Below are 14,774 nucleotides of genomic sequence, written 5' to 3'. Positions count from 1 at the left end.
ATACAATGGAGATGATCCGGCAAGACCACCACCGCCTCCAACCGGAATGGATGTCGTTCCCTGACGTACCGAAAAGCCCATCCCAACGCATCGATGTGACTGACCAGCAAACGGTTACCCTTGCGCTCGGCGAGATTGACCGTGAAAAACCAGGTTGCACCTGGAACATGAGCACGGCGATATTCCGTCATGAAGTCCGTTTAACCTTTGAAAGGTTTCTCACTCGAACGATGCGCTTCGTTCCTCAGCACATCCTACGCGGGCTTTGTCACCTTCGCGATTTCGAACTTGCCATTCCGAAAGGAAGCGCTCAGCGACGCTAAGTACGGCATTTGTAGTGGTTGCCAGTTCGGCTAAGGCGCCGTGAAGGCCACCGATGAAGATTTGCGCCGTAAGAATTTTCGACAAACACTGAATCTTGGGACCAGTCTTCGTGTGAAGACCCGCTTTGTTCCGCCCAGGCCCGAATGAATTGGATCTTGTTGAGTACAACAAACTGACCGGATTGAATTCGGACGCCCATTGCGGTTAACTCAAGATACCGGGCCAGTGAGATCGTGTCGCCTGGTTCCGGTTCTCCCGGCGCTCGATGAATGGGCGGCCCGCCGAGAGTAATTGATGGCCCGATGCCGGTCTGGGCCATGAGATCGAGGAGCGATGGTCGATTCGATCCGAACTTCGTAACGAGCAGACGCAGCTTTCCGGCGATCTCGCCCCCATAGTCGAAGTCACCGTTTCGAAATGCTCTTGTCGCGTAGTCGCGCAACAGTCGCACGTGACGTTCCAAGGCTTTAACAAGCTCTTCAGTAGAGCGGGCAACGGGCATGGGCATAAGTTCGTTGATGCCTCACAGTTTGCTTCGGATCTCAGCTATAGCGTCAGTCGCTAAGCGGCCGCGGTTGCCGTCAGCCTCGTAAGTGTCGAGACATCGGTCGAGCTCTGCCCTCTGTTCGTCGGTGAGGTGCAGCACCTCCTGCTCCGCAGCGATGCTGTCCCACAAGTCCTCGACAAGTTTGATGCGCTCATCGATCGAAAGCTCAAGCTGTTTCGTGTTCATAGCAAAGCCTCACAAATTTCTGCTGCGTTAGTGTAGCTCACCTAACCGGTAGCGCACATGCTATCGAAAAAACTCAAGAACCCAGGCGTACCGCCAGCATCGCTCACGCGTGATCCCTACCGCGTCCAACGCCGATCGTCCGGGTCGTAGCCATAAGAGTCCGGCAAGAACGTTCAACGGGACCTCCGCGATGATTCCCAGCTCGGGGCCAGATCCTTGCCGGGCGGTCTGTCAAGCGCTGCGGAACTTGGAGAGGCGGGCGAAGAGGATCGCGCCGAAGGGCAGGGCGAGCCCAAGCAGGATCTGCACGCTGAGCAGGGTCCCGAGCTGGCTGTAGTCGGCGTGCACCTGGAGGGCGCCGGTCGCGGGATCACGGACCTCGCGGATGACGATGAAGATCTGGTTCAAGTACTTGCTGCCGAGCTGGCTCAGCGAGAGCGCCAGGTTGGTGAAGGAGGCCATCACCGCGAAATAGGTGGCCTTGAGGTTGGCGGGCGCGGAGTTCGCGATCCAGGCTAGCATCGGGATCATCGCGATCTGGCCGAGCGGCGATTCGAGCGCGGTGTCGACCAGCGCGATGAAGCGCGCGTCCACCACCCCGCCGGTGTGCGCGGCGGCCCATTCGTGCAAGCCGTGGTACATGCCGAGGATGGGCAGCGCCAACACAAAGCCAACAAGGGTCAGGAAGCCGACCACATAGGCGATCGAGCGCTCGGCTATGAAGCGGCGGAAGATGAACATGCCGACCAAGGTGAGCGCGCTTGCGATTAGCGATAGCACTGAGAGGAAGTGTTGATCGAACTTGAACTCATCGATCATCCACCAGGTGACGCCGGGGCCCGGAGTGGGCGTGGCCCGGAAGGCGAAGATGACGATGGCAGTGCCGATGAGCGTCGCCCGCGCCTCGGGACTGAGCTCGTGCGTCAGCCGCTCGATGAGAAAGGTGACGATGGCGAAGGAGCCTACAAACACGATCTCCTCGTTGTAGGGCAGATTGCCGAGACCCACGGCGAGCGTGAACACCACGAACAGTAGGCTGCCGCCGAGGATCCACCAGTTGGGTTTGGTCGCATCAACGTGCTCCAGGATCAGTGCCTGCACCTCGGCGCGACTCTTGCCCGCGCGCAGCAGGCGGCGCCGGTCGCGCGCCTTGAGAAACGAGGCGCTCACTACACCCAGCACCGAGATCGCGGGGATGCTGAGCGCCATTAAATAGACGTCTCGGTAAATCTGCGCGATCTCCGCCTGCGGGAGCTTCTCGACGCCGGTGAAGAGGTAGAGGTTTATGAGCGCCACCAGCGTGCTGCCGCCGATGATGGCCACGCGCCCGAGCGTCTGCATGGTGGTGTGCATGAGCTTGCGGGTGGCCGGGTCGATGGGACGGCCGTGCTCATCGACGCGCGGCACCGCCTCGACAGTCATCGCGTCGGCGACCGCGTCCTGGATCACATAGCCGATCGGCGAGAGCAGCGCGCTCACCACGAACCACGCCTCCGCCGGCATGATGGCCGTCATGGCCTCGCGCTCGCCGATAAGGAACACCATGATGAGCAAGCCCACGGTGATGAGGCTCGCGCCCAGATAGACAAGCAGGCTTTTCCAGCGCCAGATGAGATCGACCAGATGCCCCAGCGGCATCTTGAGCACCCAGGGGATCCCCGCCCAGAAGCCAATTGCGGCGAGGAAGGCGGCGGAGAGGCCCAAGTAATCCTTGACGAAGAAGGTCCCGACGATGCCGGTCAGACCCGAGATGCCCGCCCCCATGTAGACCATGAGCGGCGGCAGGTAGGACAGCCGCATTTCGCGGCCGAGCTCAAGAATGTTGCGATCGATCCAGCGATAAGCGGCAGTGATCATCTTGGTTTGCTATTCGCTGCGCGCAAGGCGGTAACCGTAATACCAATGGTTCGTGGTCTTGCCGATGTTTCTGACCGTGTGGCTCGTGCCGGCCGGTATCGAACCTCCTCATACAACCGTATTCTAGCGCGATTGCCGCGTTGTGCCTCTAGCGTCCGCCGGGTCGATGTAGTTAAGCTAGGGACATGAGCGTCAGGCCGGCACTGCGGAAGCGCGTGCACCCGTGAGCAACCTTATCGAACTGATTGGCAACACACCGCTGGTGGAGATCACCCGGCTCGACACCGGGCCTTGCCGGCTCTTCGTCAAGCTCGAGAGCCAGAATCCGGGCGGATCCATCAAGGATCGCATTGCCCGCTCCATGATCGAGGCGGCCGAGCATGAGGGTAAGATCGGTCCGGGTGGTCTCCTCATCGAGGCGACGGCCGGGAACACCGGGCTTGCGCTGGCCCTCATCGCCGCCCGCAAGGGCTACCGGCTCCTGCTCGTCATCCCCGACAAGATGAGCCAGGAGAAGATCTTCCACCTTAAGGCGCTGGGAGCGGAAGTAGTGATGACGCGCTCCGACGTCGGGCGTGGCCACCCCGAGTATTACCAGGACATCGCCGAGCGCCTGGCAGGCGAGCGAGCGGGTGCCTTCTACGTCAATCAGTTCTCCAATCCCGCCAACCCGAAAGCTCACGAGGAGGGCACAGGGCCGGAGATCTGGTCGCAGATGGGGCACAGCCTCGACGCAGTGGTCTGCGGGGTCGGTACGGGCGGCACGCTGACGGGCTTGAGCCGCTACTTCGCGCGGGTCGCCCCAGAGGTCAAGATGGTGCTCGCGGACCCCGGGGGCTCGGTGCTCGCGCCCTACGTCAAGACCGGGACGCTGGGTGAGGCGGGCTCCTGGTTGGTTGAGGGCATAGGTGAGGACTTCGTTCCCCCTATCTGCGATCTCTCCCGAGTGCGCGAAGCGTACACGATCACGGATGCGGAGAGCTTCGAGGCCGCAAGGCTGTTGCTACGCAAGGAGGGGATCTTCGCCGGCTCCTCCTCGGGGACCTTGCTCGCCGCAGCGCTGCAGTATTGCCGGACGCGCGACCAGCCCGAGCGGGTGACCTTCGTTTGCGACAGCGGTAACAAGTACCTGTCCAAGATGTACAACGACTACTGGATGGCAGACCAAGGGTTCCTTGAGCGCGGGCGGCGAGGGGATCTGCGCGACCTCATCTCGCGGCTGCATTCGGCGCGGGCGGTCGTCACGGTCGGGCGCGGGGACACGCTGCTCACGGCCTACGGGCGCTTCAAGCTCTATGACGTGTCCCAGCTCCCCGTGCTCGAAGGCGATGGGATCGTGGGCATCATCGACGAGTCCGACGTGCTCCACGCGGTCTACGGCGACGACAAGCGGTTCCGGGAAAAGGTCGTGGCGGTCATGACCACGCGCTTGCAGACGGTCGAGCCCCAGACACCCATCGAGGACCTGTTCGGCATCTATGAACAGGGTATGGTCCCCATCGTCGTCGAGGATCAGAAATTCCTCGGCCTCATCACGCGCATCGACCTTTTGAACTATCTTCGCCGCAGGATGAAATAGTAGAGGAGTAACCCATGTCCCCGCCCAACAAACTTCACGGATTCGCTACTCGTGCCATCCACGCGGGGCAGCCTCCGGACCCCGCGACCGGGGCTGTAATAACCCCGATCTATGCAACCTCGACCTATGTGCAATCGAGTCCGGGCGTGCATCAGGGTTACGACTACTCGCGCACCAAGAACCCCACCCGGCTTGCCTACGAGCGCTGCGTGGCCGACCTCGAAGGTGGTAGCGACGGCTTCGCCTTTGCCTCGGGCATGAGTGCCATTGCCACCGTGCTTGAACTGCTCGACAGCGGTGCGCACATCGTGGCTCTCGACGATCTTTACGGTGGTACGACCCGGCTCTTCGAGGGGGTACGACGGCGCTCGGCGGGACTCGCTTTCACGTTTACTCCATTACCCGATCGCGGGACGCTCGAGCGGGCCATCCGCCCCAATACCCGGATGATCTGGGTGGAGACGCCCAGTAATCCGCTCCTCAAGCTGGTCGATCTCGGAATGGTCGCGGACGTGGCGCGCGAGCGCGGTGTCCTGAGCGTCGCGGACAACACCTTCGCCACGCCCTGGGCGCAGCGGCCGTTAGAGCTCGGTTTCGACGTGGTGGTGCACTCGGCGACCAAGTACCTCAACGGCCATTCGGACATCGTGGGCGGGGTGGTGGTCACCGCGAGCGAGCCCTTGGCCGAGAGGCTCGCTTTCCTGCAGAATGCGATCGGAGCTATCGCGAGCCCCTTCGAAAGCTTCCTTGTAATGCGCGGTATGAAGACCCTGGCGCTGCGCATGGAGCGGCACACGGCGAACGCCACGGCGGTTGCGGAGTGGTTGGAACGGCATCCCAAGGTCGAGCGGGTCTATTACCCGGGCCTCGCAAGCCATCCCCAGCATGCGCTCGCGCGGCGCCAGATGCACGGTTCAGGCGGGATGATGACGGCGGTGCTCAAGGGCGGGATCGAGGATGCCCGGCGGTTTCTCGAGCGCTGCCGGATCTTCGCTTTGGCCGAGAGCCTAGGCGGTGTCGAGAGCCTCATCGAGCATCCCGCCATCATGACCCATGCCTCATTGCCTGCCGAGACTCGGGAAGCACTCGGCATCGGTGACACCCTGGTGCGCTTATCCGTGGGGATCGAGGATGTGGAGGACCTTATTCAGGACCTGAAGTTCGCACTCGCCTGAGCGCGGCGGCGCTCCATTGACGGTGTGCACCGGGCTGGCAATTTCGCTGGCCGCGGCTCGCGCGCCGCGCTAGGATACGATCACCGAAACGGAGCGTGCACCTTTGGCGGAGCGGAGCCTACAAGCTTTCTATCCGGAGCTGTCCCGCATCGGGACGGAGACGCGGCTCGGCGCGGGAGCAATGCTCTGGCACGAGGGAGACCCGGGGGACTCGGTCGTCCTGGTGCTGGACGGGACGCTGGAGGTCCTGCTCGAAGCGGGAGACGAGAGCGAAGAGGTCATCCTGCGTACGCTCGACACGGGGGCGCTGGTGGGTGAGCTCGCATCCACGGACGGACGCTCCGCTCCGCCGCCGTGCGCGCGCAAACTTCCTGCCGCATCCTGAAGATCCTGGCCCCCGACTTCCGCAACCTGCTGCACCGGCGCCCGGACATGCTGGAGGAGCTGTACTGCCTCCAGATGGAGCGCGTGCGCTCCCCCCCCCGCCAGGTCACCAAGACCCACCAGCAGGCCATCACGGACGTGCTGACCCGGCTGTACAACTACGGCTTCTTCCGCGAGCGCCTCGGGATCGAGCTGGAGCGGGCCCGGCAGACCGGCGACCTGATCTCGCTGGTCATCTTTGACATCGACCACTTCAAGCACTACAACGACACCAACGGCCACTCCGAGGGCAACGTGGTCCTGGTACAAGTGTCGGCGATCCTCAAGAACGCGGGCCGGCGCGGGGACATCCCGGCACGCTATGGAGGCGAGGAGCTGGTGGCGCTGCTCTACGGTGCCACGCGCGAGGAGGCGGCGCGCTTCGCAGAGCACGTGCGCCAGAACGTCGAGGCGTACGCATTCAAGGGCGGCAGCACGCAACCGCTTGGCAAGGTGACGGTGAGCGCGGGCGTGGCAATCTATCCCTGGGACGCCACTGGCGACGCCGCGCTCATCAAGGCCGCCGACCAGAACCTGTACAAGGCGAAGGAGGCGGGGCGCAACCGCGTTGTCACCAACGAGGCGGAGCCGGCGTGAGGCAGGCGCTTCTGAGCGCGTTGCTGCTGGCGTGTAAGCGGATCGGAAAGCACGGCCTACAGTTGGAGATACCGGCCGTGGCGCGATTGAGGAAGCGCAACGGTGAACGTGCTGCCTTGTCCTGGGGTGCTGTTGACGGTGATGTCGCCGCCGTGGGCCCGCACGAACGCCAGCGCCAGGCTTAGACCCAATCCGTTTCCCTGCTTCGAGCGGCTTCGATCGCAGCGGTAGAAGCGCTCAAAGATCCGGGCCGATTCATTGGACGATATTCCGATACCCGTATCCTCGATCGATAACGCGACCCGCCCACCTTCCGCGACAAGCTTGATCGTCACGCGCCCTCCAGTCGGCGTATACTTCAAGCCATTATCTAGGAGATTAGCGACCACCCGTTGCAGCCGTTGCCGATCGCCGTGGCTCCGACAGTGATCGGGCGAATCGGCAGTGATTGTTATTTGCTTATCCTCGGCGATGGGCTGGAATAACTCTAAGGCGTCGTGAACGAGCTCGACCAAGTCGATGTCCGTGAGTTTAAGTTTGGCGGCCCCGGATTCCGCCTCGGCGATATCCAGCGTGGTGTTGATGATTTCCAGTAGTCGGTCGCATTCTTCGGTGATCGCCGCCGCCAGAGCCTCGGCTTCCGTCTTTGATCCACCGCTGGTCAAACCAGTCTCGGCAGAAGCGCGAATCCTGGCCAGCGGACTTCTGAGGTCGTGCGCCAGGTTGTCGGTCATCTCGCGCATGCCGATAACGAGTGCCTGAATGCGGTCAACCATCGTGTTGAACGTCCGCGCCAAGGTGTCGAGCTCATCGCCTTGGGATCGCACCTCCACGCGCCGGTCCAGCGCGCCGTCCGCGATCTCGGTCGCCGTCCGCGTGATTTCCTGAACGCCGCGCAACGCCCGCCGCGCCATGAACCAGCCGATGGGGCCGCCGAGCATGGTGACGGCCACGAGCGTGATGAGAAACCCCCTCAACAAAGCCGCTATAAGCTCCTCATCATCTTCCAGCGACTCGCCGATCTCAAGGACCAGACCGGGCGCGATGGTTCCATAGATGATGCGCACTTTGTCCGCGCGCCGCGGCAGCGCGAGGGTTGTCAGTATCGGCTCGTCGGCGCTGTCAACTTTTGCCAGGACTTCTAGCGGGTTGCCCAATCCCGGCCACGACGACAGGTCCGTGGCCATGAGCTCGCGACCATCGGGCGCCCACAGGCGAAAGAAAGCTTGGCTGGCCTCCTCGCCTTGCGTTTCCGCTGCGATCTCAGTCTTCACCCGATCGAGTCCACCCGACTGCATGAAAGAGGCAAGCTCTTCGATGTCCTCTTCCAAATCCGCGTCGGTTCGTTCCTGCACGACAGATACCACCGATGCATAGACCAGCGTAAAGGCGAGAATAGAGGAAGCCGCGAAGATGCCGGCGTACCAGATCGTCAAGCGCAGCGCGAGCGTATGACCCAGGCTACGGAGTGTCTTTAAGAACATAGCCCATCCCGCGCACAGTATGAATCAGGGGTGTGTCGAAGCCCTTGTCGATCTTGTCCCGCAACCTGCAGATCCTGGACTCCACAACGTTCGTCTGCGGATCAAAGTTATAGTCCCAGACATGCTCCATGATCATCGTCTTGGAAACCACTCGCCCGGCGTTACGTGCGAGATATTCGAGCAAGAGGAACTCCCGGGGTTGAAGGGCGATTTTTTTGTCCGCGCGCGTGACCGCCCGCATACGCAGATCGATGGAGAGTTCCCCAACGGTGATCCTGGTGGGCTCGGGTGTATCGTTCGCCCGGCGAATCAAGGCCTGGATGCGCGCCAGCAGCTCGGAGAACGAGAAAGGCTTGGTGAGGTAATCATCGCCACCCGCCTCGAGCCCTTCGACGCGCTCATCAATCGATCGCTTGGCGCTCAGGATGATAACCGGCAGCTTGATGCGCCGCTGCCGTAGCTCGTCGATGATCGCGAGACCGTCCAACCCGGGCAGCATGATATCGATCACGGCCGCGTCGTAACGCGAGGTGAGGGCCATGTGCAGCCCGGTCTTGCCGTCGCTTGCATGCTCGACGACGAAACCGGCCTCCTTCAACCCCTTGCTGACGAACGAGGCGATCGTGAGGTCATCTTCGATCAGTAATAGGCGCATCTGAAGGCAGTACCCTTGTTTCCCTTGACTGGCACGCGGCGACCTGCAGCCAACTGCTTGAGCTCGCGTTCCTGTTTAAACACGCTGGCGAAGCGAGGGCTTGGTGCGGCCACTTCAATACTTTCCAAGCCCAAATGCAGCTCCGCCCGGTGCCGGTAGCGTCACTTTAGAAGACCAGGCGAGGGCTTGTCTAGGAACCGGCATGAATATCCGCCTTACATTGGCAGATGGTCATGTTCCGACAAGCTTGTGGTCAGGTTGGCCGCATAGCCTATGCGCTCTCGACAAACCCACGGTTCTGCCGCCGTGGCGGTCGAGAAGGTAATCCAACTGACAAACGAACAGGAGTAATCGAAAATGAAGAAACACACACGTAGGTTGCCCGTTTTTGGAATGACTGTGGCCGCTCTTACGTTGGGGGCCGCTGCCCCGGCGGTTTGGGCCGCCGAGTTCGAGGATGCCGAGCTGTTCTTCGAGCTCAACGACACCGATGGAGACCTGGGCATCCACTCTTTGATCGATGGAGGGCCCTATTCGAGGCTGACGATCAGGGACCCGAAACGGCACACGATACTGAAAGTCAGACCCAAAGGGCGCTTGGTACGCCAGGGTCTCACCGAGCTGTTTTTTGAGAGCGCCGAGCCGAGCTTCGACGAGCTGGATCCCGCAGATTTCTTCCGCCGATTCCCCGAGGGGGCTTACAACATCAGGGCCAGGAGCCTTGAAGGAGAGGTGCTCAAGGCCACGGTGGAGCTCAGCCACGTCATGGCGGCCCCGGCGGACGGCATCACCGTCGCGGGGAGTCCGGCGGCCGAGGACTGCGACGCGGAGGACCTCCCGATCGTGAGCGGCGATCCGGTCGTGATTGACTGGGAGCCGGTGACGGAGTCGCATCCCGAGATCGGCGAGTCGGGGGACGTCGAGATCGTCCGCTACCAGTTCTTCGTCGAGCAGGGGGACGTCAAGTTCGCCGTGGACCTTCCGCCCACGGTGACGGAGTTCCTGGTTCCGTCCGAGTTCATCGCCCTCGGTGGCACGCTCAAGTTCGAGATCATCGCCAGGACGTCCACGGGCAACAACACCGCGGTCGAGAGCTGCTTCCTGGTCGAGTAGGCGCTAAAAGCAGCAGGTGTCGAGAATCGCGGGCTCCATTCGCACTGGCATCACAGGAGTGGCGGAGGCGAATGGAGTCCCACTCTTCGTGTACCTCTGTGTCGTCAGCAGAAGGCCTTCTGAGAGAACGTGCAATAGAGGGAGGCGAACCGGCGTGCCGACATGGTAATGCTCCACGGGTTCGAGCACCCGACCACCCTGAGCAGCCCCCGGTTATAGTCGAAGCTCCCGCCCGAGAATTGGACAATGGCTCGATCCAGGGTATTGCCATACTCGATGTGGGCGGCCCCGGCCGCGGAGAAGGCGCATTCATCGGCGTAATAAGGTCCTTTGCGGTAGGCGATCCCGCTCACGAGATCCGGGATGAGGAAATTGAGGTCGGTGTAACCCTGCCCGTGGCCGTGAGGGCCGCAGTCAGCTATAACAAAGAGGCGAGAATCCTCAGAATATGGGATGGCAATAGCCAGCAACCCATAACGCAGGAGGTATTCTCGCCATGTATTCCGCCGCATGTGTTCGGCCAGCATTCGGCGCATTACGGCTGTCGCCTAATGCGCCCTACTCGGCTATTACCCGGGCCTCGCAAGCCATCCCCAGCATGCGCTCGCGCGGCGCCAGATGCGCGGTTCAGGCGGCATGCTGACGGCGGTGCTCAAGGGCGGGATCGAGGATGCCCGGCGGTTTCTCGAGCGCTGCCGGATCTTCGCTTTGGCCGAGAGCCTAGGGGGTGTCGAGAGCCTCATCGAGCATCCCGCCATCATGACCCATGCCTCATTGCCTGCCGAGACTCGGGAAGCACTCGGCATCGGTGACACCCTGGTGCGCTTATCCGTGGGGATCGAGGATGTGGAGTACCTTATTCAGGACCTGAAGTTCGCACTCGCCTGAGCGCGGCGTGGCCCATGTCAAAACCACTGCTCCTCACATGGAGATTTGGCATAAGACTGTTCGAGACCTCGACACCGGTGACGGATGCCGCTGAGGGTAGAGTCTCTCCAGACTCCCCAGTTGGCATGGCCCGATCTCCAATGGGCGTTCAAACCGCGGAACTCCGCAGCTTCGTCAGCAGCTCCGCCACCGAGATGAGCGCGATGTTGATCCCGTGATCAGAGAACCCGTAGGGAAGAACGAGTGTGTCGCCGTTGATGAGGCCGCCACAGGAGTACAGGACGTTCGGGACGTAGCCCTCGCGCTCCGTCTCGTCCGGAGCCAGAAGCGGAACCGGTAGACAGCCGATCACCCGCCGGGGGTCGGCGAGATCGAGGAGCAGGGCGCTGAGGGTGTAACGTCTCATCGGCCCCACGCCGTGCGTGAGCACGAGCCACCCGGCTTCGGTCTCGAGGGGCGAGCCGCAGTTACCGATCTGCAGGAGCTCCCATGGCTTGGATGGCTTGTGCAGTTCGGTGACGTCGTTCCAGAACCGCACGTCTTTCGACATCGCGAGGTAGAGGTTCTCGCGATCTTTTCGTGCCAGCATTACGTACTTGCCGTCGATTCGACGCGGGAACAGCGCCATGCCCTTATTCTGCGCCGCGGCGCCGTTTAGGGTCGAGATCGTGAAGGACACGAAGTCCTCTGTCTCTATAAACTGAGGCAGGATCTCGAATCCGTCGAACGCCGTATATGTGGCGTAATACTTCGCGGTTCCGTCGTCCTCGACGAAGCGAACGAAGCGCGCGTCTTCCATTCCGCGCGTCTCGTTCGGCCCGGCGGGGAAGATCACCCGCTCGCAGAGTTCGGAATCGGCCGGGAAAGTGGTCACGTAGTTGGACGAGGCCAGGACGTGAATGATCTTCGCGGTCTCGTAGCGAATGGCAGGGGGAAGGCCATCTTCTGCCAACAGCGCAAGCGAGTGCTCCAGATCGTCGAGCGTGAAGCGCTCCGAGAGCCGAGCGAGCACGCTCGAGGCGATTTCGTTGGCCGCACCGAGCTCGACGAGCTTAGCGGCGAAATTTTGCTTGGCGTAGCTGCTGGGGGCGGTGCGCCGCCCACTGACGAGCTTCGATCCCATCGGGTCGAGTGTCACCTCGCTCGCCGCGTCGAGCGTGCCGGAGCGAAACTCGATGGACGAGATGTGACCTTCACCCACGGCCCGGAGGCTCATCACGAATCGGCGCTCGCCGGGTCGGAGCTTGGTCTGGTCGGGCGCGAGCACCATCGATGGGTTGAACAGCGCGGCGGATTCGACCGAGTATTCGTGCGTGAAATAGGTGCCGATGAGCAGCCGCCGCTCGCGACTGAGATGAGTCGCCGGCGCGATCAGGTGCGCGACCAGCTCGAAATGCCTCTCCAGAGTCTGCTCGAAGCCTTTGTGGCGCGGCGAGAAGCTCGCCATCACGCTCGCGAGCACCGAGGCGACCTCGGGCTCCGGGATCGTGAGGATGCGATCCATCAGCAGCGCCGCCCGGGCGTCGTCCCCGGGGATTATTTCCTCGCCCGGCAGGTACGGCTTGGCGATCACGCGGCGGGGATTCGGCAGCAGGGTGTGCGCGGTTCGTGTTACGGCCAATCCGGAGCTACTCATGCCTCGACCCCTTCGAAGCGGCCAGCGAGCGTGTGCTCGAGGCCTTCGCCCGCAAGCTCGAGCATCTCGAGGAGCGACAGCAGAAAGCAGATCGTGCTCTCGGCGCCCTGATTCTGGTTCGCCTGGGTGGCCTCGAGACCATCCCGGCAACCCGCGGTCACGGAGTCGTAGAGCGGCGTCCCGAGGCGGTTGACGCCGAGGAACCACGCGAACGATTCGCGCATGCGGCCGAGGTACCGATGATCGCCGGTCGCGAGGTAGGCGCCCCGAAAGGCGAGCACGAAAGCCGCGGCGTCGATCGCCTGCTCGTCGGCGTGCGGCTTCTTGCCGCCGCGGCAGTGCCAGCCGGCGTTGCCTACCAACGTCAGGTGCCCGTCCCCGAAGCAGACGTTCTCGAGGAACTCGAGCGACTCGCGCGCCACGCGCAAGCTCGCCCGTTCGCCCGTCACGGAGAAGGCTCTGAAGAGCGCGAGCGGGATGATGGCGTTGTCGTAGGTCAGCGTCGGCTCGAACCACCGCCAGTCATCTGTGGTCTCCTCCTGATAGCGCCGGACCAGCTTGTCGGCCAGGACGCCCAGGCTCTTGCGGGCGGCGTCGGCGGACGGCTCCGCGGCGGCCAAGCTCGCCAGGCCGAGGATGGTCCACGCAGTGCCGCGCGGGCCGAGATCCATCGCCCTCGGCAAGGCGCGGTCGAGCATCTCCCTTGCCAGCAGCTTACAGCCGTCGTCGGCTGCGAGCTCGACCGTGGTCCCCAGCGCCCAGAGGGCGCGGCCCAGGCAGTCTTCCGAGCCGGGACCCGATTCCTGCGTGCGGTCGTAGCTCATCAGGTTCTGGAAGTCACCCGCATCGCGCTGGGCGCAGTGCAGGTAGCCGAGGTACGTGGTCACGAGACGCTTCATCTGTGGGTCGCTGCTCACCCGGTCCGCGCGCAGCGCGACGATCAAAGCGCGCGCGTTGTCGTCGACGCAGTACCCGGTGTTCCTCGCGGGAACGCTGTAAGTGGCGTGTTGGATCACTCCGGTATCGTCGGTCATCCGGATCAGGTGATCGAGGCGCAGCTCAGGTAGGCTGCTGGCGCGCGTCGGCTGGATGGGCGTCAATCTGGTGGGCGCCTCGGCCATCACCTTGGTCGCAAGCTCGAGGTACGCCTTTCCGATCCGCGGCCATGCCATGGACCGGGTGAACTCGAAGGCGGAGCGTCGGACGCGCTCGAGCTCCGCGGGAGAGCCGAGGAGGGAGCGCAGGGCGGCGCTCAAGGCGCCGTGATCGCCGAACGGGAACAGGTGTCCGCGTCCGTCCGAGAGGAGCTCCTGGGCGTGCCAGTACGGCGTCGATACGACGGCCGCTCCCGCCCCCATCGCGTAGGACAACGCGCCGCTCACGACCTGCGCCTCGTTCTGGTAAGGGCTGAGATAGATATCGGCGGCTTGTAGATAGCTGCAGAGCTCTTCGTTGGAGACGAACTGGTCGCGGAAAACCACGTGTTCGCGGACGCCGAGGCGCTCGGACTCGCGTTCGAGGGACGTCCGGTATGCCTCGCCGTGGCGGCGCACGATCATGGGGTGGGTGGCGCCGACGACGAAGTAAACGACATCGGGGAATGTCTCGATCACCGCCGGAAGTGCGCGGATGACCGTCTCGATACCCTTGTTGGGGCCAAGGAGCCCGAACGTCAGCAACATCCGTTGGCCCGACACGCCGAACCTGGCCTTCAGCCGCTGCTGGTCCCGAGGCGGCATCTCGGGGATCCCGTGCGGGATGACTTGGATCTTTCGCTCGTTCACCCCGTAAGACGCGCCGAGCAGATCTGCCGCGACCGTGCTCATCACGACGAGCCGCGCGCACTGCAAGGACATCTTCTGGATGATCGCTCTTTGCGAGTCTGAAGGCCGCTTGAGGACGGTGTGCAGCGTCGCTATGGTTGGCGTGCGCAGCGCCGTCAGCAGGTCGAGGATGTACGCGCCGTCATCGCCGCCGAAGATGCCGTGCTCGTGTTGGATGGATAGAAGCCGCACGTCCGAATAGTTGACGAACTCGGCCGCGCGGGCATAGTCGGCCTTGACCGCCTGCCGGATCTCGTATTTGACCTCACCCCGGTACTCGTACTGACCTCCCGGATCGCTCACCGCGATGGTCATTGGGAGTACGCGATCGCTGGCGGCGCCGACCGCCGCGGAGAGATCGCGGGTGAAGGTGGCGATGCCGCATCGGCGCGGCGGATAGGTCCCGACGAACGCAATCGGCAAGGTCGAGTCCATCGGTTTCAACCGGATACCCGTGGGGCGACGAGGGGTTTTGCCGATCTCGCGT

13 protein-coding genes and 3 pseudogenes are annotated in these 14,774 nt (G+C 62.9%); 6 read left to right on the top strand and 10 right to left on the bottom strand.

All coding sequences use genetic code 11. The features are described from left to right. The 5 genes and pseudogenes from M3436_05080 to M3436_05060 all read right to left on the bottom strand — a co-directional run. On the bottom strand, positions 1 to 191 hold a 191-nt coding region (locus M3436_05080), incomplete at its 3' end, for a transposase (GenBank protein ID MDQ3563523.1). 128 nt (positions 192 to 319) lie between these two features. Next, on the bottom strand, positions 320 to 832 hold the full coding sequence (locus tag M3436_05075; GenBank protein ID MDQ3563522.1) for a hypothetical protein: 513 nt from the start codon (positions 830 to 832) through the stop codon (positions 320 to 322). 15 nt (positions 833 to 847) lie between these two features. Beyond that, positions 848 to 1,057, bottom strand: a complete 210-nt coding sequence (locus M3436_05070) for an addiction module protein (GenBank protein ID MDQ3563521.1) — start codon at positions 1,055 to 1,057, stop codon at positions 848 to 850. Between the two features lie 69 nt (positions 1,058 to 1,126). Further along, positions 1,127 to 1,227, bottom strand: a pseudogene (locus tag M3436_05065) (reverse transcriptase). Positions 1,228 to 1,288: 61 nt separating this feature from the next. Beyond that, the gene (locus M3436_05060; GenBank protein ID MDQ3563520.1) at positions 1,289 to 2,914 is read right to left on the bottom strand and encodes a hypothetical protein; all 1,626 of its coding nucleotides are present in this window, start codon (positions 2,912 to 2,914) and stop codon (positions 1,289 to 1,291) included. Positions 2,915 to 3,137: 223 nt separating this feature from the next. Between M3436_05060 and M3436_05055 the strand changes: the two genes are divergently transcribed. The 4 genes from M3436_05055 to M3436_05040 all read left to right on the top strand — a co-directional run bounded on the left by M3436_05055 (position 3,138) and on the right by M3436_05040 (position 6,688). Continuing rightward, positions 3,138 to 4,493: a cystathionine beta-synthase gene (locus tag M3436_05055; GenBank protein ID MDQ3563519.1), complete on the top strand. Its 1,356-nt coding sequence runs from the start codon at positions 3,138 to 3,140 to the stop codon at positions 4,491 to 4,493. Between the two features lie 14 nt (positions 4,494 to 4,507). Further along, positions 4,508 to 5,668 carry a PLP-dependent aspartate aminotransferase family protein gene (locus M3436_05050; protein MDQ3563518.1) on the top strand — a complete coding sequence of 387 codons (1,161 nt, stop codon included), beginning with the start codon at positions 4,508 to 4,510 and terminating at the stop codon, positions 5,666 to 5,668. A 103-nt stretch (positions 5,669 to 5,771) separates the two neighbouring features. After that, positions 5,772 to 6,053 carry a cyclic nucleotide-binding domain-containing protein gene (locus tag M3436_05045; GenBank protein MDQ3563517.1) on the top strand — a complete coding sequence of 94 codons (282 nt, stop codon included), beginning with the start codon at positions 5,772 to 5,774 and terminating at the stop codon, positions 6,051 to 6,053. Beyond that, positions 6,023 to 6,688 carry a GGDEF domain-containing protein gene (locus tag M3436_05040; protein MDQ3563516.1) on the top strand — a complete coding sequence of 222 codons (666 nt, stop codon included), beginning with the start codon at positions 6,023 to 6,025 and terminating at the stop codon, positions 6,686 to 6,688. The genes M3436_05045 and M3436_05040 overlap by 31 nt, the downstream gene beginning before the upstream one ends. Before the next feature lie 56 nt (positions 6,689 to 6,744). On the opposite strand, the gene M3436_05035 is transcribed toward M3436_05040, so the two are convergent. Both M3436_05035 and M3436_05030 read right to left on the bottom strand, forming a co-directional pair. Then, entirely contained in the window at positions 6,745 to 8,172 is a 1,428-nt protein-coding gene (locus tag M3436_05035) for a HAMP domain-containing histidine kinase (protein MDQ3563515.1), read from the bottom strand. Next, complete coding sequence (locus M3436_05030) at positions 8,150 to 8,827, bottom strand: response regulator transcription factor (GenBank protein MDQ3563514.1); 678 nt, start codon at positions 8,825 to 8,827, stop codon at positions 8,150 to 8,152. Before M3436_05030 ends, M3436_05035 begins: the two co-directional genes overlap by 23 nt. Positions 8,828 to 9,226: 399 nt before the next feature. Between M3436_05030 and M3436_05025 the strand changes: the two genes are divergently transcribed. Beyond that, entirely contained in the window at positions 9,227 to 9,940 is a 714-nt protein-coding gene (locus M3436_05025) for a hypothetical protein (protein ID MDQ3563513.1), read from the top strand. 200 nt (positions 9,941 to 10,140) lie between these two features. Here the strand turns inward: M3436_05025 and M3436_05020 are convergent. Then, a pseudogene (locus tag M3436_05020) lies at positions 10,141 to 10,344 on the bottom strand (hypothetical protein). A 163-nt stretch (positions 10,345 to 10,507) separates the two neighbouring features. On the opposite strand from M3436_05020, the pseudogene M3436_05015 reads away from it, so the two are divergent. Further along, a pseudogene (locus M3436_05015) lies at positions 10,508 to 10,828 on the top strand (PLP-dependent aspartate aminotransferase family protein). A gap of 148 nt (positions 10,829 to 10,976) precedes the next feature. On the opposite strand, the gene M3436_05010 reads toward M3436_05015, so the two are convergent. Both M3436_05010 and M3436_05005 read right to left on the bottom strand, forming a co-directional pair. Next, positions 10,977 to 12,464: a glycoside hydrolase family 130 protein gene (locus M3436_05010; GenBank protein MDQ3563512.1), complete on the bottom strand. Its 1,488-nt coding sequence runs from the start codon at positions 12,462 to 12,464 to the stop codon at positions 10,977 to 10,979. Next, positions 12,461 to 14,722, bottom strand: coding sequence for a glycosyltransferase (locus M3436_05005; protein MDQ3563511.1), 2,262 nt, complete (start codon positions 14,720 to 14,722; stop codon positions 12,461 to 12,463). Before M3436_05005 ends, M3436_05010 begins: the two co-directional genes overlap by 4 nt. Positions 14,723 to 14,774: the final 52 nt, after the last annotated feature.

The sequence above is a fragment of the Pseudomonadota bacterium genome, assembly GCA_030859565.1.
In the GTDB taxonomy this organism is placed as follows: domain Bacteria; phylum Pseudomonadota; class Gammaproteobacteria; order JACCXJ01; family JACCXJ01; genus USCg-Taylor.
Note: the sequence above shows the minus strand (reverse complement) of the source record. Positions and strands in the feature narration are given on the sequence as shown.